At 43.6% G+C, this 18,470-nt stretch carries 24 protein-coding genes; 15 read left to right on the forward strand and 9 right to left on the reverse strand.

What is annotated here, in order from left to right; translation table 11 throughout:
• Positions 1–98: 98 nt before the first annotated feature.
• Together NIES593_RS21470 and psbH are read right to left on the reverse strand one after the other, a co-directional pair.
• Entirely contained in the window at positions 99–371 is a 273-nt protein-coding gene (locus NIES593_RS21470; RefSeq protein WP_073601532.1) for a TatA/E family twin arginine-targeting protein translocase, read from the reverse strand.
• 130 nt (positions 372–501) lie between these two features.
• Positions 502–705: a photosystem II reaction center phosphoprotein PsbH gene (psbH, locus tag NIES593_RS21475; protein WP_015142775.1), complete on the reverse strand. Its 204-nt coding sequence runs from the start codon at positions 703–705 to the stop codon at positions 502–504.
• A gap of 83 nt (positions 706–788) precedes the next feature.
• On the opposite strand from psbH, the gene psbN reads away from it, so the two are divergent.
• From psbN to NIES593_RS23775, 5 genes are all read left to right on the forward strand, one after another.
• Positions 789–920 carry a photosystem II reaction center protein PsbN gene (gene psbN / locus NIES593_RS21480; protein ID WP_071880636.1) on the forward strand — a complete coding sequence of 44 codons (132 nt, stop codon included), beginning with the start codon at positions 789–791 and terminating at the stop codon, positions 918–920.
• Positions 921–1,049: 129 nt separating this feature from the next.
• Positions 1,050–2,564 (forward strand): AAA family ATPase, encoded by a 1,515-nt coding sequence (locus tag NIES593_RS21485; protein ID WP_073601533.1) that lies wholly within the window; start codon positions 1,050–1,052, stop codon positions 2,562–2,564.
• A 38-nt stretch (positions 2,565–2,602) separates the two neighbouring features.
• Positions 2,603–3,073, forward strand: coding sequence for an SH3 domain-containing protein (locus NIES593_RS21490; protein ID WP_073601557.1), 471 nt, complete (start codon positions 2,603–2,605; stop codon positions 3,071–3,073).
• Between the two features lie 211 nt (positions 3,074–3,284).
• The gene (locus NIES593_RS21495; protein WP_073601534.1) at positions 3,285–4,565 is read left to right on the forward strand and encodes a glycosyltransferase family 2 protein; all 1,281 of its coding nucleotides are present in this window, start codon (positions 3,285–3,287) and stop codon (positions 4,563–4,565) included.
• 19 nt (positions 4,566–4,584) lie between these two features.
• Complete coding sequence (locus tag NIES593_RS23775) at positions 4,585–4,800, forward strand: hypothetical protein (RefSeq protein WP_139253773.1); 216 nt, start codon at positions 4,585–4,587, stop codon at positions 4,798–4,800.
• A gap of 68 nt (positions 4,801–4,868) precedes the next feature.
• Here NIES593_RS23775 and NIES593_RS21500 read toward each other — a convergent pair whose 3' ends face one another.
• On the reverse strand, positions 4,869–5,666 hold the full coding sequence (locus NIES593_RS21500) for a WecB/TagA/CpsF family glycosyltransferase (RefSeq protein ID WP_073601535.1): 798 nt from the start codon (positions 5,664–5,666) through the stop codon (positions 4,869–4,871).
• A gap of 268 nt (positions 5,667–5,934) precedes the next feature.
• On the opposite strand from NIES593_RS21500, the gene NIES593_RS25355 reads away from it, so the two are divergent.
• Positions 5,935–6,063 carry a hypothetical protein gene (locus NIES593_RS25355; RefSeq protein ID WP_281250781.1) on the forward strand — a complete coding sequence of 43 codons (129 nt, stop codon included), beginning with the start codon at positions 5,935–5,937 and terminating at the stop codon, positions 6,061–6,063.
• Positions 6,064–6,192: 129 nt separating this feature from the next.
• Positions 6,193–6,402, forward strand: coding sequence for a photosystem II assembly protein Psb35 (gene psb35, locus NIES593_RS21505; RefSeq protein ID WP_217651998.1), 210 nt, complete (start codon positions 6,193–6,195; stop codon positions 6,400–6,402).
• An 88-nt stretch (positions 6,403–6,490) separates the two neighbouring features.
• Here the strand turns inward: psb35 and NIES593_RS21510 are convergent, their stop codons facing one another.
• On the reverse strand, positions 6,491–7,078 hold the full coding sequence (locus NIES593_RS21510; RefSeq protein ID WP_073601537.1) for a phycobiliprotein lyase: 588 nt from the start codon (positions 7,076–7,078) through the stop codon (positions 6,491–6,493).
• Positions 7,079–7,110: 32 nt separating this feature from the next.
• On the opposite strand from NIES593_RS21510, the gene NIES593_RS25835 reads away from it, so the two are divergent.
• Complete coding sequence (locus tag NIES593_RS25835; RefSeq protein ID WP_139253774.1) at positions 7,111–7,278, forward strand: rhodanese-like domain-containing protein; 168 nt, start codon at positions 7,111–7,113, stop codon at positions 7,276–7,278.
• An 83-nt stretch (positions 7,279–7,361) separates the two neighbouring features.
• Here NIES593_RS25835 and psaK read toward each other — a convergent pair whose 3' ends face one another.
• Positions 7,362–7,631, reverse strand: a complete 270-nt coding sequence (gene psaK / locus NIES593_RS21515; RefSeq protein WP_073601538.1) for a photosystem I reaction center subunit PsaK — start codon at positions 7,629–7,631, stop codon at positions 7,362–7,364.
• Positions 7,632–7,900: 269 nt separating this feature from the next.
• Between psaK and NIES593_RS21520 the strand changes: the two genes are divergently transcribed.
• Entirely contained in the window at positions 7,901–9,256 is a 1,356-nt protein-coding gene (locus NIES593_RS21520; RefSeq protein ID WP_073601539.1) for an ABC transporter substrate-binding protein, read from the forward strand.
• 29 nt (positions 9,257–9,285) lie between these two features.
• Here the strand turns inward: NIES593_RS21520 and NIES593_RS21525 are convergent, their stop codons facing one another.
• A complete protein-coding gene (locus NIES593_RS21525; RefSeq protein WP_073601540.1) occupies positions 9,286–11,364 on the reverse strand; it encodes a serine/threonine-protein kinase in 2,079 nt (692 codons plus the stop codon).
• 291 nt (positions 11,365–11,655) lie between these two features.
• Here NIES593_RS21525 and NIES593_RS25840 point away from each other — a divergent pair, with 291 nt between their 5' ends.
• Together NIES593_RS25840 and NIES593_RS21530 are read left to right on the forward strand one after the other, a co-directional pair.
• Positions 11,656–11,739 carry a hypothetical protein gene (locus tag NIES593_RS25840; RefSeq protein WP_425432557.1) on the forward strand — a complete coding sequence of 28 codons (84 nt, stop codon included), beginning with the start codon at positions 11,656–11,658 and terminating at the stop codon, positions 11,737–11,739.
• On the forward strand, positions 11,740–12,342 hold the full coding sequence (locus tag NIES593_RS21530) for an efflux RND transporter periplasmic adaptor subunit (protein ID WP_073601541.1): 603 nt from the start codon (positions 11,740–11,742) through the stop codon (positions 12,340–12,342). It begins immediately after the preceding gene.
• Here NIES593_RS21530 and NIES593_RS21535 read toward each other — a convergent pair.
• The gene (locus tag NIES593_RS21535; protein ID WP_217651999.1) at positions 12,323–13,909 is read right to left on the reverse strand and encodes an NB-ARC domain-containing protein; all 1,587 of its coding nucleotides are present in this window, start codon (positions 13,907–13,909) and stop codon (positions 12,323–12,325) included. The two genes, NIES593_RS21530 and NIES593_RS21535, sit on opposite strands and share 20 nt — an antisense overlap.
• A gap of 541 nt (positions 13,910–14,450) precedes the next feature.
• Between NIES593_RS21535 and NIES593_RS23790 the strand changes: the two genes are divergently transcribed.
• Positions 14,451–14,657 (forward strand): hypothetical protein, encoded by a 207-nt coding sequence (locus NIES593_RS23790; protein WP_139253776.1) that lies wholly within the window; start codon positions 14,451–14,453, stop codon positions 14,655–14,657.
• A 72-nt stretch (positions 14,658–14,729) separates the two neighbouring features.
• Complete coding sequence (locus NIES593_RS21540) at positions 14,730–15,590, forward strand: hypothetical protein (RefSeq protein ID WP_073601543.1); 861 nt, start codon at positions 14,730–14,732, stop codon at positions 15,588–15,590.
• 40 nt (positions 15,591–15,630) lie between these two features.
• Here NIES593_RS21540 and NIES593_RS21545 read toward each other — a convergent pair whose 3' ends face one another.
• A complete protein-coding gene (locus tag NIES593_RS21545) occupies positions 15,631–15,918 on the reverse strand; it encodes a transposase (protein ID WP_073601544.1) in 288 nt (95 codons plus the stop codon).
• A 90-nt stretch (positions 15,919–16,008) separates the two neighbouring features.
• Between NIES593_RS21545 and NIES593_RS21550 the strand changes: the two genes are divergently transcribed.
• Positions 16,009–16,563 (forward strand): TPM domain-containing protein, encoded by a 555-nt coding sequence (locus NIES593_RS21550; RefSeq protein ID WP_083602510.1) that lies wholly within the window; start codon positions 16,009–16,011, stop codon positions 16,561–16,563.
• A gap of 33 nt (positions 16,564–16,596) precedes the next feature.
• On the opposite strand, the gene NIES593_RS24410 is transcribed toward NIES593_RS21550, so the two are convergent.
• Positions 16,597–16,803, reverse strand: coding sequence for a hypothetical protein (locus NIES593_RS24410; protein ID WP_083602511.1), 207 nt, complete (start codon positions 16,801–16,803; stop codon positions 16,597–16,599).
• Positions 16,804–16,822: 19 nt separating this feature from the next.
• On the opposite strand from NIES593_RS24410, the gene NIES593_RS21555 reads away from it, so the two are divergent.
• Positions 16,823–18,169 (forward strand): serine/threonine protein kinase, encoded by a 1,347-nt coding sequence (locus NIES593_RS21555; protein ID WP_073601545.1) that lies wholly within the window; start codon positions 16,823–16,825, stop codon positions 18,167–18,169.
• Positions 18,170–18,470 lie beyond the last annotated feature (301 nt).

Genomic DNA, 18,470 nt, shown 5'->3' on the forward strand with positions numbered 1-18,470 from the left:
GAGATAAGGCAAGCTATTTTTGGCTGCCCTTTTTTCTTGTTAGTCTAAACTCCAGCCGTCAAGCATGGGTGAAGACTAAAAAGAATTTGTTCCATCCTTCACACTTGGGACTTTTGGGTATCAGTTTCTTCAGTCATAATAGGCTGCGATGGCTTGCCTTCCTCTAACTGAGCTTTCATTTTGACGGATTCTTCTAACTGTTGCGCTTCTCGCTTAAACTCATTCTCGAATTCTTTAGAGGCTTCTTGAAAGCTGCGAATAGCTTTTCCCACGCTTCGACCGATTTCTGGCAACTTCTTAGGACCGAATATCAATAGGGCAATAACCATAATTAATATCATTTCCGGAAGTCCAATTCCGAAGAAGTTCATAGCAGTTCTCCTAGTTGGTTTTCTATTTGCATCGTACTGAAAAAAAACCCGGATAAACCGGGAAAGATAATTTTTGTCTTTTTCTATCTGTTGCGAACTGCTAAGTGTTGACTGCCTGGGCAACCGCCATCTATTGACCGAGGCTTCTCCAGTCAACGGAGAACCCTTCAAGCAGCAGCGAAGAGTTGTAGATTTGCAGAATGATTAATAAAAAGACAAGGAATAGGAGCATGAAAACGCCCATGAGCGGCGTGGTTCCCCAACCGGGAACGACTTTACCGTACTCGGAATTTAAAGGTCTTAGAATGTCTCCCAAGCGAGTGCGTTGTGCCATAAGTCACCAAGGTCGTATATAAATGATAATTTGTAATGTTCTGTAATATTATAAAAGAATCAGCTTCACAATTAATTAAACCTATGGATTCTGCAACAGTTCTTATCATCACGATTGGCGCAGTTGTAGTGGCTATCACTGGTGTAGCCATCTATACTGCCTTTGGTCCGCCGTCTGCTCAGTTGGACGACCCATTTGAGGATCATGAGGATTAACGATTAATCAATGGCGAATCAAGAACTTTTCGGAAACTTTGATGTGGAGGAGGTAGTTTACAATACCCAGTAAACCGCGACCAGCTTATAGAGACGATCGGTAACTGATAATTGATAACCGAATAAAAAATGAGCTTTAGTCAAGAGTTTGAATTACTGCTGAGAGCTTGCTATCCGCTGATTTACATTCCAACGCCAGAAGAAGAACGAGTCGAAGCCGCGATCGCAGCTTGTGCCAAGCGCCTCGGCAATCGCGCCGTCTATATCTGGGACTTTGTCGATGGCTATCAAGACAACCCAAATAACGAAGGAGTCGGACGACGCAATCCCCTACAAGCCCTGGAATTTGCCGAACAATTGCCCTCAAATGCCGGAGCAATTTTTATTTTAAGGGATTTTCATCGTTTTTTAGAAGATATCTCCATCTCTCGCAAACTTCGCAATTTAGCTAGAAAATTAAAATCTCAGCCCAAAAATATTATCATCGTCTCTCCACAGCTGGAGATTCCCGCAGAGTTAACCGAAGTTCTTACCGTCGTCGATTTTCCCCTGCCTACCGCAGCTGAAATCCGAGAAGAAACCCTACGCCTTCTCACTTCCATCGGACAGCCTCTCTCCGATAAACTACTAGACGAGCTAGTTCGTTCTGCCCAAGGATTATCTCTCGAACGAATTCGCCGCGTCCTGACTCGATGCATTGCCAGTCATGGAAGCATTGAAGCAGAAGACGTAGAACTGATCCTAGAAGAGAAGCGGCAATCGATCCGACAAACACAAATTTTAGATTTCTATCCGGCCACCGAGCAAATCTCTGACATTGGCGGTTTGGATAACTTGAAAGATTGGCTGCTGCGGCGCGGCGGGGCATTTAGCGACAGAGCAAGAAGCTATGGTCTGCCCCATCCGAGAGGACTGCTATTGGTAGGTATTCAAGGTACTGGCAAATCGCTAACGGCTAAAGCCATCTCGCATCACTGGCACCTGCCCTTGCTTCGCTTGGATGTGGGTCGTCTTTTCGGCGGACTGGTAGGAGAATCGGAATCTCGCACTAGGCAGATGATCGGTCTAGCAGAAGCCCTTGCTCCCTGCGTACTCTGGATTGACGAAATCGATAAAGCCTTTGCTGGCGTTGATGGAAGAGGCGATGGCGGTACGACGAGTCGCGTTTTTGGTACATTTATCAATTGGTTAGCCGACAAGAAATCGCCCGTCTTCGTAGTGGCTACTGCCAATAATATTCAGGCGTTGCCTCCAGAAATGCTCCGCAAAGGACGCTTTGACGAAATCTTTTTTGTCGGTTTGCCATCGCAAGAGGAACGAGAAGCCATTTTTACCGTCCATTTATCTCGGCTGCGTCCCCACAATCTCAAAAATTACGATATCAAACGACTTGCCTATGAAACGCCAGATTTCTCCGGGGCAGAAATTGAGCAAACGCTAATTGAAGCCATGCACATCGGTTTCAGTCAAAATCGGGATTTTACCACCGATGACATTCTAGAAGCTGCCAGTCAGATTATTCCCTTGGCGCGGACGGCACAAGAACAAATCCAGTTCCTTCAAAACTGGGCAGATGCTGGCAAGGCTCGTCTTGCTTCTAGGGCTAGTCGTTTGAGCCATCGCATCCAGGGGCAACTCAATTAAAAAGCCAAAACTAGACGATTTTGTTGGAGTTAGCGATCGTGAGACGCATAGCAAATATTTTCCAATTTCTAATCGGTTTCTTTTTAGGTATTCTCGTTCTGGCAGGAGGAACGACTGCGGCTGCCTACGTTTTCTTTACTAAAATGAGCGCTAATCCTCCCAAACCCATTTTTGCTGAAGAGAAGCAAGAAAACACTGCCGCAACCCAACCCCAACAACCCACCGTTGCAGAAAGCTCCTCTCCAGACTCTTCCGATCGACAAGTCCAAGAAGACCAGCAAGACGAGTTACCGGCTGGTGCTTACAAAGCGCGAGTTACTTGGTCTGAAGGCTTGAGCTTGCGATCGGAACCCAGTCGCGAAGCCAAACGGGTTGGCGGAGTCGATTATAATGCCGAACTGATCGTCCTTCAAGACAGCATCGATAAGCAATGGCAAAAAGTCCGCCTTCTCGATGGCACTCAAGAAGGTTGGGTCAAAGCTGGTAACGTGGAGAAAATAGCCGAGTAAAGAACGCTGTTGAAATCGCGATCGCTCGCCTCTTGCTGTTGGCTGGAATTGGTATGGGCGATTGTCCGGGCCGTTCTTACCTTTTCTATTGCTATTAACGTGATAGATTGAATAAATCTATGAAATACGCAACTGAGAAAAGGTTGTTGTAGTCTCAAAAAACAAGATATCTTTATATCTTTAACTATGACAACCCAATCGCTCTAAAATTATGATCTTGTTGGTTGAAATCATTCTACTAGCAATAGCGCTCGGACTTTCGATTCCTTGTGCTTTTCTAGGACTTGAATGCTTGGCAGCCTTGTTAAGCGATCGCGCACAACGCAGCACGCTTAAAACCGATCTCGCCGACCCCGGCAACAGCGCTGCCCCTGATGTTAAAACAGCCGTGTTAGTTCCCGCTCACAACGAAGCTGCAAGCATAGAGAAGACTTTAGAAACTCTCTTGCCTCAAGTTGCCGCGCCAGAAAGCATCGTTGTTATCGCCGACAACTGCACCGACGATACGGCGGCGATCGCTCGACAATACGGCGTAACGGTGATTGAAAGACAAGATTCCCAGCGATGGGGGAAAGGCTATGCCCTCGATTATGGCTTGCAGCACCTCGAAGTCAATCCTCCAGAGATAGTTATCTTAGTCGATGCAGACTGTAGTGTTGCTCAAGGGACGATCGGTCGAATTGCTCGGCTTGCTAAATTCTCTAATAGACCCATACAAGCAACCTACTTAATGGAACAACCTGCTAATCCTGGCTCGAAGGACATTATTTCCACCTTAGCAGTCACGGTCAAAAATCTCGTTCGTCCCTACGGGTTACTAAGATTAGGATTTCCCTGTTTGCTGACCGGATCGGGCATGGCATTTCCTTGGCAAGTGATTCGCCTAGTGTCTTTAGCCAATAGCAAGGCAACAGATGACATACAGCTAGGCATCGATTTAGCTTTAGCTGGTCATCCTCCCTTGTATTGCCCTCAAGGGCAAGTGATGGGACGCTTAATGGGACAAGCATCTGCCAAGCGTCAGCGTTCTCGTTGGGAACACGTACACTTAGAGACCTTATTAACTCAAACACCGCGTCTGATTCGAGCTGCGATCGCTCAGAGGCGTTACGAATTGCTGGCGCTGACCTTGGAATTGTGCATTCCGCCCTTGTCTTTGTTGGTCATGCTGTGGTTGGCAGCGACTGGCAGCGCATTGCTGGCAGCTTTTCTCGGCGCCTCATGGCTTCCTTTATTCATTTTAGGAGTGGCAGGACTGATAATTGCTGCCTCAATTCTTGGCGCTTGGGCTAAGTTTAGTTGGGCAGAGATTCCAGCAACTGCCCTTCTGGCGATGCCATTTTATTTACTTTGGAAAATTCCTCTCTATTTTGCCTTTCTAGTTCGCCCTCAAACAATGTGGCGGAAAACGGAACGCGATCCCGAACCAGACAAGGCTCAAACCGACGAGCGAGCGATCGTCAATACTGGAAGTCACTATTCAAAATCCTAAGCACTACTCGGTTTCAACGATGTCCGTCCAGTCCTCTCGGCTGGCTCAAACGACCGCTATTTTGTTGTTAACATCCCTCGACAGCCGCATCCACATTCTGTCGTGTTTTTCACAAAAAACTCTTCGAGCCAAGAATCCTGGAGGTGATATCTCGGACTTCCTAGATGCCATAATCGCTGCCGACACAAGGGACATTCCAACTTATAAGACAGTCTCTTCATCCGTCTTTGATTAGGCATTATTAATCTTTAATTTCGGGTTAAGCTCGGGAATCCTCAATTTTTCACCGCCTTTGCCCATAGTTTATTTAGAATTACTAAACTTCTTGCGGGGGGAAATAAAGGATAAGCTAGGAATAATAGGTTTAGCCATGAACTTTTGCTTAATGATTAACCCGAAAAAAGGAATGCCTTCGAGCAGATACCTTTTCCACAAGCGTCTGGGTTCGCAGATCAGTCGATAGAACCACTCCAATCCTACTTCGCTCATCCATTTGGGCGATCGCGGCTTATAACCGGCTTCAAAATCAATTGTTGCCCCAATTGCCAGAAAAATTTTAATAGTTTTTAGTTGCTCTCTATACTTAGAGATCCACTTTTCCTGTTTGGGAGCGCCTAAACCAACGGCGACAACAGTTGCTCCCGATTTTCTAATCAATTCCAGAATTTTCTGGCATTCTTCTTCGTTTTTCTCAAAACCGATTGAAGGCGAATAATAACCAACAATAATTTCTCGTCCGACTTTTTGATTAATTTTTTCTTTGGCTTGTTTGGCGATTCCTTCTCGAGCACCTAGCAAGAAGATCTTAATCTCTGGGTTGTGCTTATTGTATTCATAGAAAGCTGGAAAAAAATCGGAGCCAGAAATTTTTTCGCGAATGGGTTGACCCAAAAAGATAGATGCGTACTGAATAATCTTACTATCGCAGACTCGAAAATCTGCCTTTTGATAGGCGGCGCGCAGTTCGGGGTCTTTGCGCAGCTTCATCAAATGATCGACGTTGGGGGTGACGACAACACCGCCAGAGCGATTGAGTTTTTCTAAAAGCTCCAACCTCGATAAGTTATGAATGGATGTGTTAAGGATATTGACAGCTTTCATCTACTCTCCACAATTTGTTTGTTCAACCCAAACTTATCTAAAAATTCTCAATTAATTGTCTGTCAGAAGTCAGTGAATTGCCTCCTATTATAATTTCTTTTTTCGCTTTGTTAAGTTTTTTTACAAGTTTAGAATTTAGGATTCCATTGCGATTTCATCTTTCAATATGTATAAGTTAATCGCTCGGATTTTGTATATCTTTTGTTTGGTTTGCTGACATAGAAATCATACGATCGCGGAGTGGACTTGACTTAGAGTAACGGCACTTATGGCAGCCGTTGCTGTCTCGGTGGATGTTTTGATAAATACAAACAGTAATGCTAGGGAAATTCCGCTACATCGTACCATACTTGTGCAAGCGAGAACAATTTCGCGATCGCTGCTACCTATGACCTAAAAGGCAATCGAGATTTTCAGGCTGTCCTCTCAATCTTGACTAAGCCACAATTCCAAAACGATTAGAAAATAATAAAATTCTGAGTACAATTTTTGCTAATCTATTGTAAAGTTAGATTAAAATAAGAGAATGATGTCCGTATTCATGCAAGCTGCTGAGGCTAGCGGCAAATTTCCCGTTTATTTTGTTGCCGTTTACGTGATTGGTTTTATTGCTGCCGTTACTATCGGTTCGATCGCGTGGTACAATTCCAAGCGACCCGTGGGTTGGGAAGATGTGAAAAAACCCGACTACTTGCCAGAAATAAAAACGAATAAAGAGACAGATACTAATAAATAAACAAAATTTATAAACCTGACACTCAGAAGTCAGAAGTCAACCAGCCAACTTCTGACTGGTAACTGTCACAAGATATGACTCGTTTGAGTTAACTGGTAGCTCTGAGGCGATTGGCATCGAGCATTTTTTCTAACATGGACTGGGAAACACAACGGCGTTCAGAACAATACGCCATCTGATTAACGCCATTCATCATCTTGACCGTCATGACGCGCACGCGAAAATCATCATTGACAAACCAGCATCGTTCCTGTCCCTGGTTTCTTTCGTATTCGGTGTTAATCGTCAAAACGCCATGTTCGTCAAAGTGATAAATGCCAACGACGGGAATTCCTTCCACATAGCCTCGGTTGCGCAAAAATTTTCCGTAGCGATTGTTTTCGGGATCGGGAAGATCGACTAAAATCGCCGCATACTCTGGATTAGGTTCGCGCTCGTCGATATTGCTTTGCCATGAAAAGCTAGCTCCGCCAGCAATTAAGGCGGGATCGAAATTTTGTTGCTTGCAGATAGCAATCGCTCTGGGATCGTCTTTTTCGAGAACCTCGACAATTAAGTTCGATTCCCCCGACTCATCTTCCACTGAATCAAAGTGATGAACCGTTCGCTGGGAGAACCAAACTCCCTCGCTTTTGCGAAAAAAATCCATCATATTCGTGGGGTGTTTGAGCTGCATGGATTAATTAACCTCAGTTTTGGTACAGTGAAATGATTGATGTTCGTTCGGAAAACGAATTTGCAGAAGATTGCCTTCCTAATTCTATTAATTACCCGTTTTCAATAACCAAGAACGAGCAAAAGTTGAAACGATTTATAAGCAAGATTCTCTCTTTGAAGAGCGCAAAAGACGATTGGAGATTAATAATTAGGAATTAGTCATGAAAGAGTTTCTCGATTACCAATCACCTTCTTACCAATCCCCAACCGCCACTTAAATTAGATAAGCTATGCTAACTCTTCTATAGCACTCCTGCGTTTGCTAGTCCTAGGATTACCCCAACTCCCAAAATATGACCAAAGCTAGTAGTTCCTAGTAAAGCTCCTAAACCCATTCCACCAAACATTGCTGGAGAAGGTAACTGAGGTCCTACGTTTTGATTTTTAATGGTGAATTTGCCAAAAGCGATCGCTAATATATTACAAACGATCATGACAATGGCAACTTTCGGACTCCATTCTACAGTCTGAGGAACCGTAGATGCAGCAGCAAGCAATAAAGTAGAATACATCAAATGATTTCTCCTGTGTTAATCTTTAAAAGTCTTGATGTTATATATCTTTTACCAGGATCGGAAATCAATTTTGAATCGGTGTTGCAATACTTAGTAATTTTATAAAGTTTTGTAAAAGTTATCGAAAAAACGATCGCGCGATCGAGACGATTCAAAATTGGGATAGATGTATTAATGCTCTTTTTAAAATCTCTAACGAATATTTTAGATAGACTTATATGAAATAAAACAGAACAAATCATTTCGACAGTCTCGTAGTTTTGACCATGAAAGTTGGCAAGCAGCCAAAATTTCCGCAGCGATTTGGCTTACCCCTAATTTTGAGTCTGCTTTTTATCTTTTGGTTAAGTATTAAATTGCTTTCTGCCTGTACTGCTGGGTCGATCGCGCTATCTTTCATGGTGCCACAGCCTGAAGCTGACTATTGGCTCCCCCTAATCGAGGAATTCGAGAACAAGCATCAGAATATTCGGATTGACCTCAAAAATTTTGAGAATAGTTTCTCAAGAAAGCCAAACGATACCAATCAGTTAAGATCCATTCATATATCCGCCTTCAAGGAAGAGTTGCCATCTTTCGATCTGATTTACCTAGATAGTATCTGGGTTGTGGAGTTTGCCAAGGCAGGATGGCTGATAGATCTTTCTAACAAGTTTTCGCTTGAGGGATTAGAAAACGAATTTTTGCATAGCGATGTCGAGAGTGGAATCTATAACGGCAAGCTATATAGCATTCCCTTTCGCACTAACGTAGGCGTACTTTACTACCGCAAAGATTTGCTCGATGAAGCAGGATACTTGCCGCCAGAAACGTTTGAGGATTTGAAGCAAATTTCCCAGGCGTTGCAGGCAAGACAAAAGGTTGACTGGGGTTATCTGTGGCAGGGTAGACACACTGAAGCACTATCAGCTATGTTTGTTGAAGTTCTTAAAGGCTACGGCGGTTTTTGGATTGAAGATGGAGAAGTAGGACTCGATCGCCCAGAAGCCATCCAAGCAGTCGAGTTTTTACGCGACACGCTTGCCAAGGGAATTTCGCCGCCAGATCTCACTTCTCAAGAAGAAGAGCCTACCAGCGATCTGTTCGAGGAAGGTAAAGCTGCTTTCATGCGTAATTGGCCCAATGTCTGGGTTGACGCTCACGGATCGGAATCTAATGTCAGTGGCAAGATTGCCATTCAACCAATGGTACATGCACCGGGAAAGAGCAGCGGTGCCTGTATGGGTGGTTGGAGCTTAGGAATTGCCAAAGCGTCAAAATATAAGCAAGAAGCCCTAGAAGCGATCGAGTTTTTTACCAGCGCTGCCATCCAGCGTCAGTTTACATTGGGATACGAATCGCTACCAAGCCGTCGAAAGCTGTTTTTTGAGCCAAAAATTGTTGCTCGCTACAGTCACTTTCCAGAACTACTAAATGCGATCGATAACTATTTGGTGACACGTCCGCGCATTCCTGAATATGCCCAAGCATCGTGTATTTTACAAAACCATCTCAGTGCGGCTCTCAATGCCGATAAAAAAGGGTATCCGAGTCCGCAACAAGCGATGAAAGACGCAGCAGCAGAAACTCGGCAGTTACTAACGACTGGAAAATTTAACTGCGAAACTACGAATGTTAGTTAGACTCAAATTAACGCGAGCTGCCAACGACCTTACTGGCTTTGCACTGACCATTGTTGGATTTCTATAGTACCGTCGATCCTAGCTAGGGCTAGGGAATTTTCATCCGCTGGGTTGAAGGCAACCGCTTCTAGGAGATTTGCGTCCGCTATGCGCCGATTGAGTGCGCCGTCTGTCTCTCTTACTCGTGCCGTACCATCGGAATTAATAGTAGCCAGGTATTTCCCATCCTTGGGGCTAAAGACAGCGATCGCTACCCCCTTGAGCTGGCGGGTAAGATTTTGACCATCGCGATACTTTTTCCATTCCCAGATCCTTGCTTCGTTATTCAAACTAACTGCGGCTAAATATCTCCCATCTGGGCTAAAGCTAATAGCCATTACATAAGCCTTGTCTTTAAGACATGCAACTTCCTCGTTTTTAGTCATATCCCAAATTCGCACTGTCCCATCAGCGCTTGCCACTGATAGATAATTCTCATCCATCGGACTGAAAGCAACGTCTGTGACATTTTCTGCTGGCAGCGATATCGTTTTTTGGTCGTAGCTGTGTGCTTGCCACTCCCACACCCTTACTTTGTCGTTCAAGCTGGCGGTGGCTAAATACTTGCCATCTCGGCTGAAGCTGATGTTTTTGACGTAAATCTTCGGTTTGAGCAAGGCGATTTCTTTTGCCTGCTTCGCGTCCCAAACTTGTACGGTGCCGTCGGCACTGGCAGTAGCTAGATACTTTGCATCTGGGCTAAAGGCGATCGCGACTGCGGGAAAAGAATTATTGTTTTGCTGTAACCTTTTAAAGCTGCTGATGCTACCGTTAGAATTTATTTTTCCTAAGCCTACAGTCGAATCCAAACTCGCCGTAGCAAATTTTGTCCCATCGGGGCTGAATTGGACGGCTACTACGCCGTCCTGATGTTCCTTGCACCCTACTTCCTCGCTCTTAGTTTCCTCGATCGCCAATACTCGAACGGTTTTGTCCAAACTGACTGTGGCTAGAAACTTCCCATTCGGGCTAAAAGCGATCGCGCTGATATCGTCGGCAGGCGAAGCACAGGGTTGAGAGAGGGAAATCGCTGGCGCGAACCACCTATCGATATTTCTTCCTATCCAAACACCTAACAAGATACTGCTTATGGTCAATCCGATGCTAATTGCAAGCCAAGGTAAACGAGAAGGTTGCGGGGGTAGGGGGAGTTCGGTTACGGGTAGGTCATCTGAGTGAGACAGCGAGCGATCGATTTGCTCTATCCGTTGCAAAATTGCTTGGGTATTCTGAGGGCGATTTTCTACGTCTGAAGCCCTTAATTCATCAATAAAATTGGTTAGTAACTCCGAAATATCTGGTATGCTGTCTCGCCAATTTAATTGTCTGGTTTGCGAGTCGTTGAATTCTTGAGGATGTTTGCCTGTTAGCAGATAAACAAACGTACATCCGAGTGAAAAAAAATCCGATTTCGGAACCGCTTTCCCTTCAATTTGTTCTGGGGCAGTATAGCCATGAGAATAAACTGCCGTGACTTCTCTGCCTTCAACTACTGTCGTCGTGACTTCTCTTGCCGTTCCAAAGTCAATTAAAACGAGTTGCCCATTGGGTTTTCGCATAATATTGGACGGTTTAATATCTCGGTGGAAGAAATTATGCTGGTGTACGTAAGCCAAAATTTCTGTGAGTTGTTTGAGCCATTCAAGGGCTAAATTTTGAGAAATAGAACCATTTTTTTGCACCCATTTTTCTAAATCCTGTCCCTCCACGAACTCCATCACTAAACAAGGCAATCGCTGACCGTTATTGAGTTCGACAGTGAAAAATTCGCTGGGTTGTGTTTTGAGAATTCCTGAATGATTGAGTTCGATTAAAATTTGTGCTTCTTGCTCGAATAATTCCCTATATTTGGACAGGTTACACTTTAAAGATTTGAGGACTTTTGATGTTTGAGCTTCGCGATCGCGTACTTCAAAAACTTCCAGATAGGGAGAGTGATGGAGGTCGCGCAAAGGTTTAACCAGCCAATAACGATTGGCAACGCATAAGAGATTGCCGCAGGTTATGCAATGCTCTACGTTATCGGGGTTGTCGCGAATTGGGCAGTTGGGGTTAATACAGTAGCTCATAATTCTTATTTTATTTTCGATAGTGCCCTAACTAACCAACTAATGATACGTTTGCCCTGGCTCGAAGCTAAAATTTAATAATGTCTAGTCATTTCTTATTTATTATGTCTCTAAACAATTCATTAATCCGTAATTTGCTCGGTACAATTCTTCTCGGTTTCTTTCTAAAGTAACTTTTGCTTGTGAAAATACACTTCCGACTACTTCAGTAAAAGTACAGACTATAAAAAGGAGTATAGTTGAAGAAATTTCAGTATTTACAGGCAGCTTAGAAGCATAAAAAAAGCAGTTATTCGCGCTAAAAATCAAGGTTTAATTAATAAAATATTTGTGTCATCTGGAGACAAAGTTAGTGCTGGAACTCCTATTATTTAAATGGACGATCGAATTAAAATCACAGCTTCAATTGATGGTATTGTTGATGATATTGTTGTGAATCTTGGGGAGTTTGTTCGTACAGACAATCCGATAAATAATATTGTTAATAATCAATTGTTGAACCTAAAAATTAATGTTCCCAGTGAGTTTTCTTCTCAATTGCAATTGGGACTTCCCATAGAAAGAGATGGCGGGCAAAATAAAAAAGTAGCTGATGGTTCAATTAGTTTTATTTTACCCAGGGTTGATGGAATAAAAAATTTAATTCCGATAAAAGCCAAGATCGCTAATAATTCCGTCAGCAACTTGAGAAATGGGCAGTTCGTGAGGGCAAGAGTAATCTGGAGTCGTAAACCTGGAGTGTTAATCCCAGCAATATCTGTGATTCGCATTGGAGGGCAACCTTTTGTTTTTGTAGTCGAGCAAATAAAATCTCCACAAGGGGAGGTTAAGTTAGTAGCTAGACAAAGAGCGGTCAGATTAGGAAATTTACAAGGCACCGATTATTCAGTTATCTCAGGACTAAATGGAGGAGACAAACTTATCATCTCAGGTCTTTCAGATCTACATGATGGTCAATTTATAGCTGTTCTTCCTTAAGAGGCGAGGTTAACTTAGATTTAAATTGTTCTAGCAAATAGCGCACGTTGTTGTCTACATATCCAATTTCTAAGGGAGATTTATCTTGTAGCAATGATTGAATTTCGCTCAATTTAGCTTCAATAAGTTTTTCATTCCTAAACATAGTAAATAATCGATTTTTAATCCGGGTAACAATAGGTCTTGTTTCAAGGTTTTTCAAGGTATTTTGCGCTGGAATCTCGAATAAGATCTGATTTCTGAGAAGTTGAATTTTATCGAGTTTTTGCGTGGCGATCTCTTCGCAGACTTGCTCGACTAATCGATTGGTTACGAATTCCATAATCACGGGTTGTAAAGTAAAACCAGTAGCACTATCTTGTCCTTTTTCAATCAGCGATCGCTGTCTTAGGGATTCGAGTGCCTCTAGTAATCCCGACGGGGAAACGGGTAAAAAAAACTGCTCCCGTAATTTCGGCAGCGAAATTGGTTCTTGAGCGATCGCGAGACAATACATAATATCCTTTTCTAGCTCTGAAAGGCGATCGAATTGTTGCTCTAGAAAGTCACTAATATCGCCAATCACTAAGGTGTTGTACTGCAAAAATTCAGTTACGCTGCCAGCAAAAAACTCTTGAATGGTTGTCGCAATGATTTTTAACGCTAAGGGATTGCCTCTGTAGAGTTTAATTAGGGTGTCCCATTCGCTATCTTCAGGTAAACCCTTCGACTTCAAAATTTCTCTTGCTTCAGGCGCTTTCAAACCCGATAGTTGTAAGGAACGAGCAGGTAAATTTTCTCGTTCGAGTAAAGCAACTTCTTTAGGTTTCTCCAAACTAAGAATTAAAATGCAGCTTTGATGGGGTTTTTCTCCCAAGCGTCTTATAAGCTCTCCATAGCTTTCATATCCTTCTCGATAGTGCCCAGCGATTCCTTTGTTGAGAATTGCTTCTACATCATCGAGAATCAGCAGACAGCGTGAAGAACGTAATTGCTCGATCGCTCGTGAGATTTTACTGTCTGTATTGCTAGGTATATCGGTTTTCTGGTGGGGAAAACATAAAAGCAGGTCATCTAAAAATTCGTTAATTGGTGGCGTGCGACGCAGCGATCGCCAAATGATAAACTGAAACTCTCCCTGAATTTGCTTGACTAGCTTTGCTGTTAGCGTCGTCTTGCCTATCCCTCCTATTCCCAGCAGTGCAACTAATCGGCAGCGATCCTTGACGATCCACTGCTCTAGCGCTGCTAATTCTTGGGTGCGTCCGTAGAAAGCGGAGACGGTTGGCACTTCTTCCCAATCCTGGTAAGAGCGAGCGTTCTTCTCTCCAGGTTCGCGTTGCTCGCGCGATCGCATCTGATGTTCTTGGTAAAGGGAAACAAGCAACTGCTGCAATTTCGCCAATTTCCCCGGACCAAATCCGGTAATATGAAATTTTTTGTAAACTTCTCCTAGTCGCTTGCGGACTGCTTCCTCTCTAATTCCGAGCTGCTTGGCAATATCAGAGGTAGAGTGACCCTCGATCGCCAGTAATAAAGCTTCGAGTTCGCTATCGGATATGCCGCGATCGGGTGCTATAGCTTTCAAAAAATCTTGGGAAATCACAAAACAGTTATTGGTTATTGGTTAGTAGTTAGGGGCGAGGCAAAGCATTATCCATTCAGCGATCGCTAAAAGAGACTTTACTTTTGATTATTTTATACTCGCATAAGTGAGATTGGCACCCCGGCTTGCCATTCTAGCCTATTTGTAGAAAAGTTGATTTCAAAAGTATCGACCGATCGGCTTCAAGGCTGCCTGTCTCACATAAGCAACTCAGCGCTTGACATACCAATCGAGATTCTATAATCTATTAGTAATCTTATTAGTAACTCACATTAGTGAGAAGCAATCAATTCAAGTGAGAGTATTGTTCTGACTGTATTTTCGTGCGTCGAACGAGTAAGAAAGCGGCATGCGATCGCCTGTCGCTCTGCTACAGTCTGCTATTGACAGATTTACCGACACTCAGCATAAACCGTTAACTCAACGGTGTTTATAGATTTAGACCAAGAAGACATAGGAGTAATAAATATGGGAATGTTTCTCCTCTTCCTGATAATTTTGGGGTTTGCGCTACTTATCGCTGATGCAAGCTCCGCTCGTCGTCTCAGAAGGCGTGGTAGCAGCCACAACAGCTACATGTTCTATAACAACAGCTCTAGTAGCGATTACAGCAGCAGTTCCGGTAGCGATTTTGGCGGTGGTGATAGCGGTGGCAGTGGTAGTGGAGATGATTTTTAACCTGCGATCGCTTTTCGTTGGGTCATCAATTACTACACCATTTGAAAGTTAAATCCCTACGCGGCTTGCTTTTAACTGGTTGTCACCTTGTCAGACAAAATCACCCAATTTTTTGGAGAAAAATATGAGTTTTGCCATCTTTGATGAAAATTATTACCTTGCAAATAACCCTGATGTACAAGCGGCTGTTAATGCTGGAGCTTTTAGCTCTGAACGACAGCACTTCGAGCAGTATGGACTAGCAGAAGGCAGGGTTTCCGTTTCACCCTACTATAACGAACAAGTTTACTTACAAAAATACTCTGATGTCGCGGCAGCCGTAAGTGCAGGCAGCTTTAGATCTGGGTTGCAACACTATATCCAGATTGGAGAAGCTGAACGTCGTTCTCCTGGTGCTTTCGACGAGCAAGCTTACTTGGCGCTATACCCTGATGTGGCGTCAGCAGTTGCGGCTGGAGCTTTTAGCTCTGGCGTACAACACTACATCCAGTTCGGACAATTTGAAGCAAACCGTAGAGGCTACTTCACTGGAACCACGGGGAATGACACCATCACTGGCTTGGGTGCGAATACTACGATTACTGGAATTGATGTCATCAACCCTGTATTAAACGCAGAAGGTAGGCTTGAATTCTCTAGTAGAGAGCTTGGGGCTGGGGATGTTGATACCCTAATTAGTGGAGCGGGAAGGGACAGATTTTTTCTTGGATCTCAAACTGGCATTCTACCAGAAACTTTTTACGATGATAACGGCAATGCTGATTACGCTTTAATTCAGAATTTTGAACCTGGTATGGACACAATCAGCCTAGGTGGTAGTTCAGTGAGAATGTATCAACTTGAGGCAGTTAACGGGAATTTAAATATTTCCACATCGGGTGGAGACTTAATTGCTACTGTAGAAGGGGTTACGTCTTTATCAGAAATTCCAAGCAGTGGTACTACCCTAGGTGACTTAACAGATAGAATCGTCCTGCTTGGATAGGAGATTTGTTGTGAATTTGAAGATGAGTGCTGCTCTTTTCTTACAAGTAGTTGTAGTAGTAATAGACTGTTGAGTCGGGTGAATATTCTTTTGGTAGCAGTCGCCACGCACAACCATTCACCAAGATAAACAGAATTTTTTGAATGACTGACATCAGATCTACAGTGCGGGGTCTATCTGTAGCTGCTTCTGGGAGCAGGAGTGAACCGAGCAACTCATACTGTTTCAATGTTAGTTCCGTAATGTAGGCGCTTAGCGATCGCTTTCTAGATGGTTGTTGAGACTTTTGCAAGCAGTCATTGTGCAACAATTCCAGTAGCAGTTCCAATAGTGATTACAGCAATTACAGTGGCGACTATAAGAGCAGTTTTGGTGGTGGTGGGGGAGGCAGTTGGTAATTTTTAAGGAGGCTAATTCCATGAAAGCATTAACATTCAAACCTCAAGCTGCCATTTTCCTCAGTTCCTTATCTTTGGTTGTTCTATCTTCTCTTCCCAGTCAAGCTTTAACGGTTCAAGAGGTGCCCAATCCCCGACAAACTAATGGTGGATGGGTGACGGATATGGCAGATATTCTTACTCCCAAGACGGAAGCTCAACTCAATCAGATGATTTCTGAGTTAGAGGCAAACAATAGTGCAGAAATCGCAGTGGTAACAGTTCCAGAAACAGCGCCTGCTGCTTCTCCCAAGGAGTTTGCAACGGCACTATTCAATTACTGGGGTATAGGCAAAGCCGATCGCGATAATGGAGTCTTGTTTTTGATTTCAAAGGGCGATCGCCGAGTAGAAATTGAGACGGGTTACGGCATTGAAGGGATTCTGCCCGATGCTAAAGTTGGTCGCATTATTGACACTGAAATTACACCGCAATTCAAACAAGGCAACTTTGATAGTGGGACGCTAGTTGGTACGAGAGCCATAATTGTTGCCCTAGATCCTTCTCTAAGCAAGCAATTAAAGTTTCCTTGGTAACTTTTGTTATTTGCTGGTTTCTGGGGATTATGTCTAGTAGTAATTTGGCGTAGCAATAAAGGTCGCCGCAGTTATCGAGGTGGCAGGTATATTGGCAGCAGTTCTAGCAGTAGCAACTATAGTAGTGGCGGCTCTAGCGGCGGTGATTTTGGTGGGGGTAGTAGCGGTGGCGGCGGTGAGGGAAGCAGTTGGTAATCGCCTCAAGCGATCGAGCTGGCGATCGACTAACCAAGCTTGCAAATATTGAGAGGACGATTTTGTGTTTGAAACAAGGCAAATATTGCAAGAACGCTACGAAATTTACCAACAACTCGGTAAAAAAGCTGGGCGGCGTACCCTGCTGGCTTGGGATCGGCAAAGGCTAGAATTCGTCGTCATCAAACTGCTAACCTTTAGCAACGATTTTGAATGGGATGACCTGAAGCTGTTTGAGCGGGAAGCTGAAACCCTTAAAGCGCTCGACCATCCGGCAATCCCTCGCTATCTAGATTTCTTCGATCTCAACGAACCTAACCTGAAGGGATTTGCACTGGTTCAGACTTACATTGCAGCGAAATCCCTCGAACAGCATCTTAAGGCAGGTCGAACCTTCAGCGAACGAGAAGTTAAGGAGTTGGCTAAGTCCTTGCTCGAAATTTTAAATGACTTGCACGGCAGACAACCTCCTGTAATTCACCGAGATATCAAACCTAGCAATATTCTGTTGGGCGATCGCTCTGGCAATAGTGTCGGTCGAGTTTACCTAGTTGATTTCGGTTCAGTCCAAACCTTGGCTGCCAGGGAAGGAGGCACTATAACCGTGGTCGGAACCTACGGATATATGCCGCCAGAGCAATTTAGCGGGCGAGCAGTACCTGCCTCCGATCTTTATGCTTTGGGAACTACTTTGATTCACCTGGTTACGGGCATTTCTTCTGCTGAGTTACCACAACGAGACTTGCGAATTCACTTTAGCGATCGCGTAAATCTCAATCCCAGTTTCAGGAGTTGGCTTGAGACTTCGATCGAGCCTGCCCTGAAGAAACGTTTTACAACTGCTCGCGAAGCAACCCGCGCACTCGAACGGGGAAGTCGCGTTAATACACTCTGTTCTCTAGCTGGGAAAGGAATAAGACCACTTGCGTCTCGCGTAGCGGTAGTAAAGAAGTCTCAAGAAGTATTAGAAATTCATCGATATAAGTGGAATACAGAAGGTCATAGTTGTCTAGTCGTCTTAATCCTGTACGCGATCGCAGTTGTGTTTTTGGTATCGGGAGGTTTTTTATATGCTTTTTTGATTTTGCTTATCCTTATGTCCCCTATGCATCGTACAACATCAAAGAAAAAGAGTACGGAAGTTCTTTCCTTTGACGCGCAAAGCGATCGTTTTGAACTCTGGATGCAACCATCTGGCTTCCCTAGTAGGACAATGGACAAAATTTCAAATATCCGATTTATTTCCATTATTGGACATTCGAGCGATCGCGCTAAGATTGCCTCTACTTGGGCGATCGTTATCCGTACTAAGCGCAGCTACCAATTAAATTGGGACTTGACTGAGCAAGAATGTATCTGGTTGGTTCGCGAGATACAAGGTTGGATAGATAACTTTATTACTAATCAATAACCGGAGTTTGTAAGTATGTATTCTCGATTTGTTAAAATTCTCAAATTTATTCAATTATTAGGTTATATTGCTGCAATTTTTATTGCATATTTCTATAGCTCGTTTCTATTCAATAGAGTAGGAGTAGTTTTTTTAGTTACTGTTACATATTTATGTCTCGCCAACTATATAGTAACCCAGCCGATTATTGCAGTTATTGACCTTCTCAATCGAATCGAAACCAACACTCGAAACATAAGACATGATTAAACTTTTTATCGATCTCAAGTTTAAGTCCTTAAAAGATAAAAAATCCAGAGAT

The sequence above is a fragment of the Hydrococcus rivularis NIES-593 genome (assembly GCF_001904635.1).
Lineage (GTDB): Bacteria > Cyanobacteriota > Cyanobacteriia > Cyanobacteriales > Microcystaceae > Hydrococcus > Hydrococcus rivularis.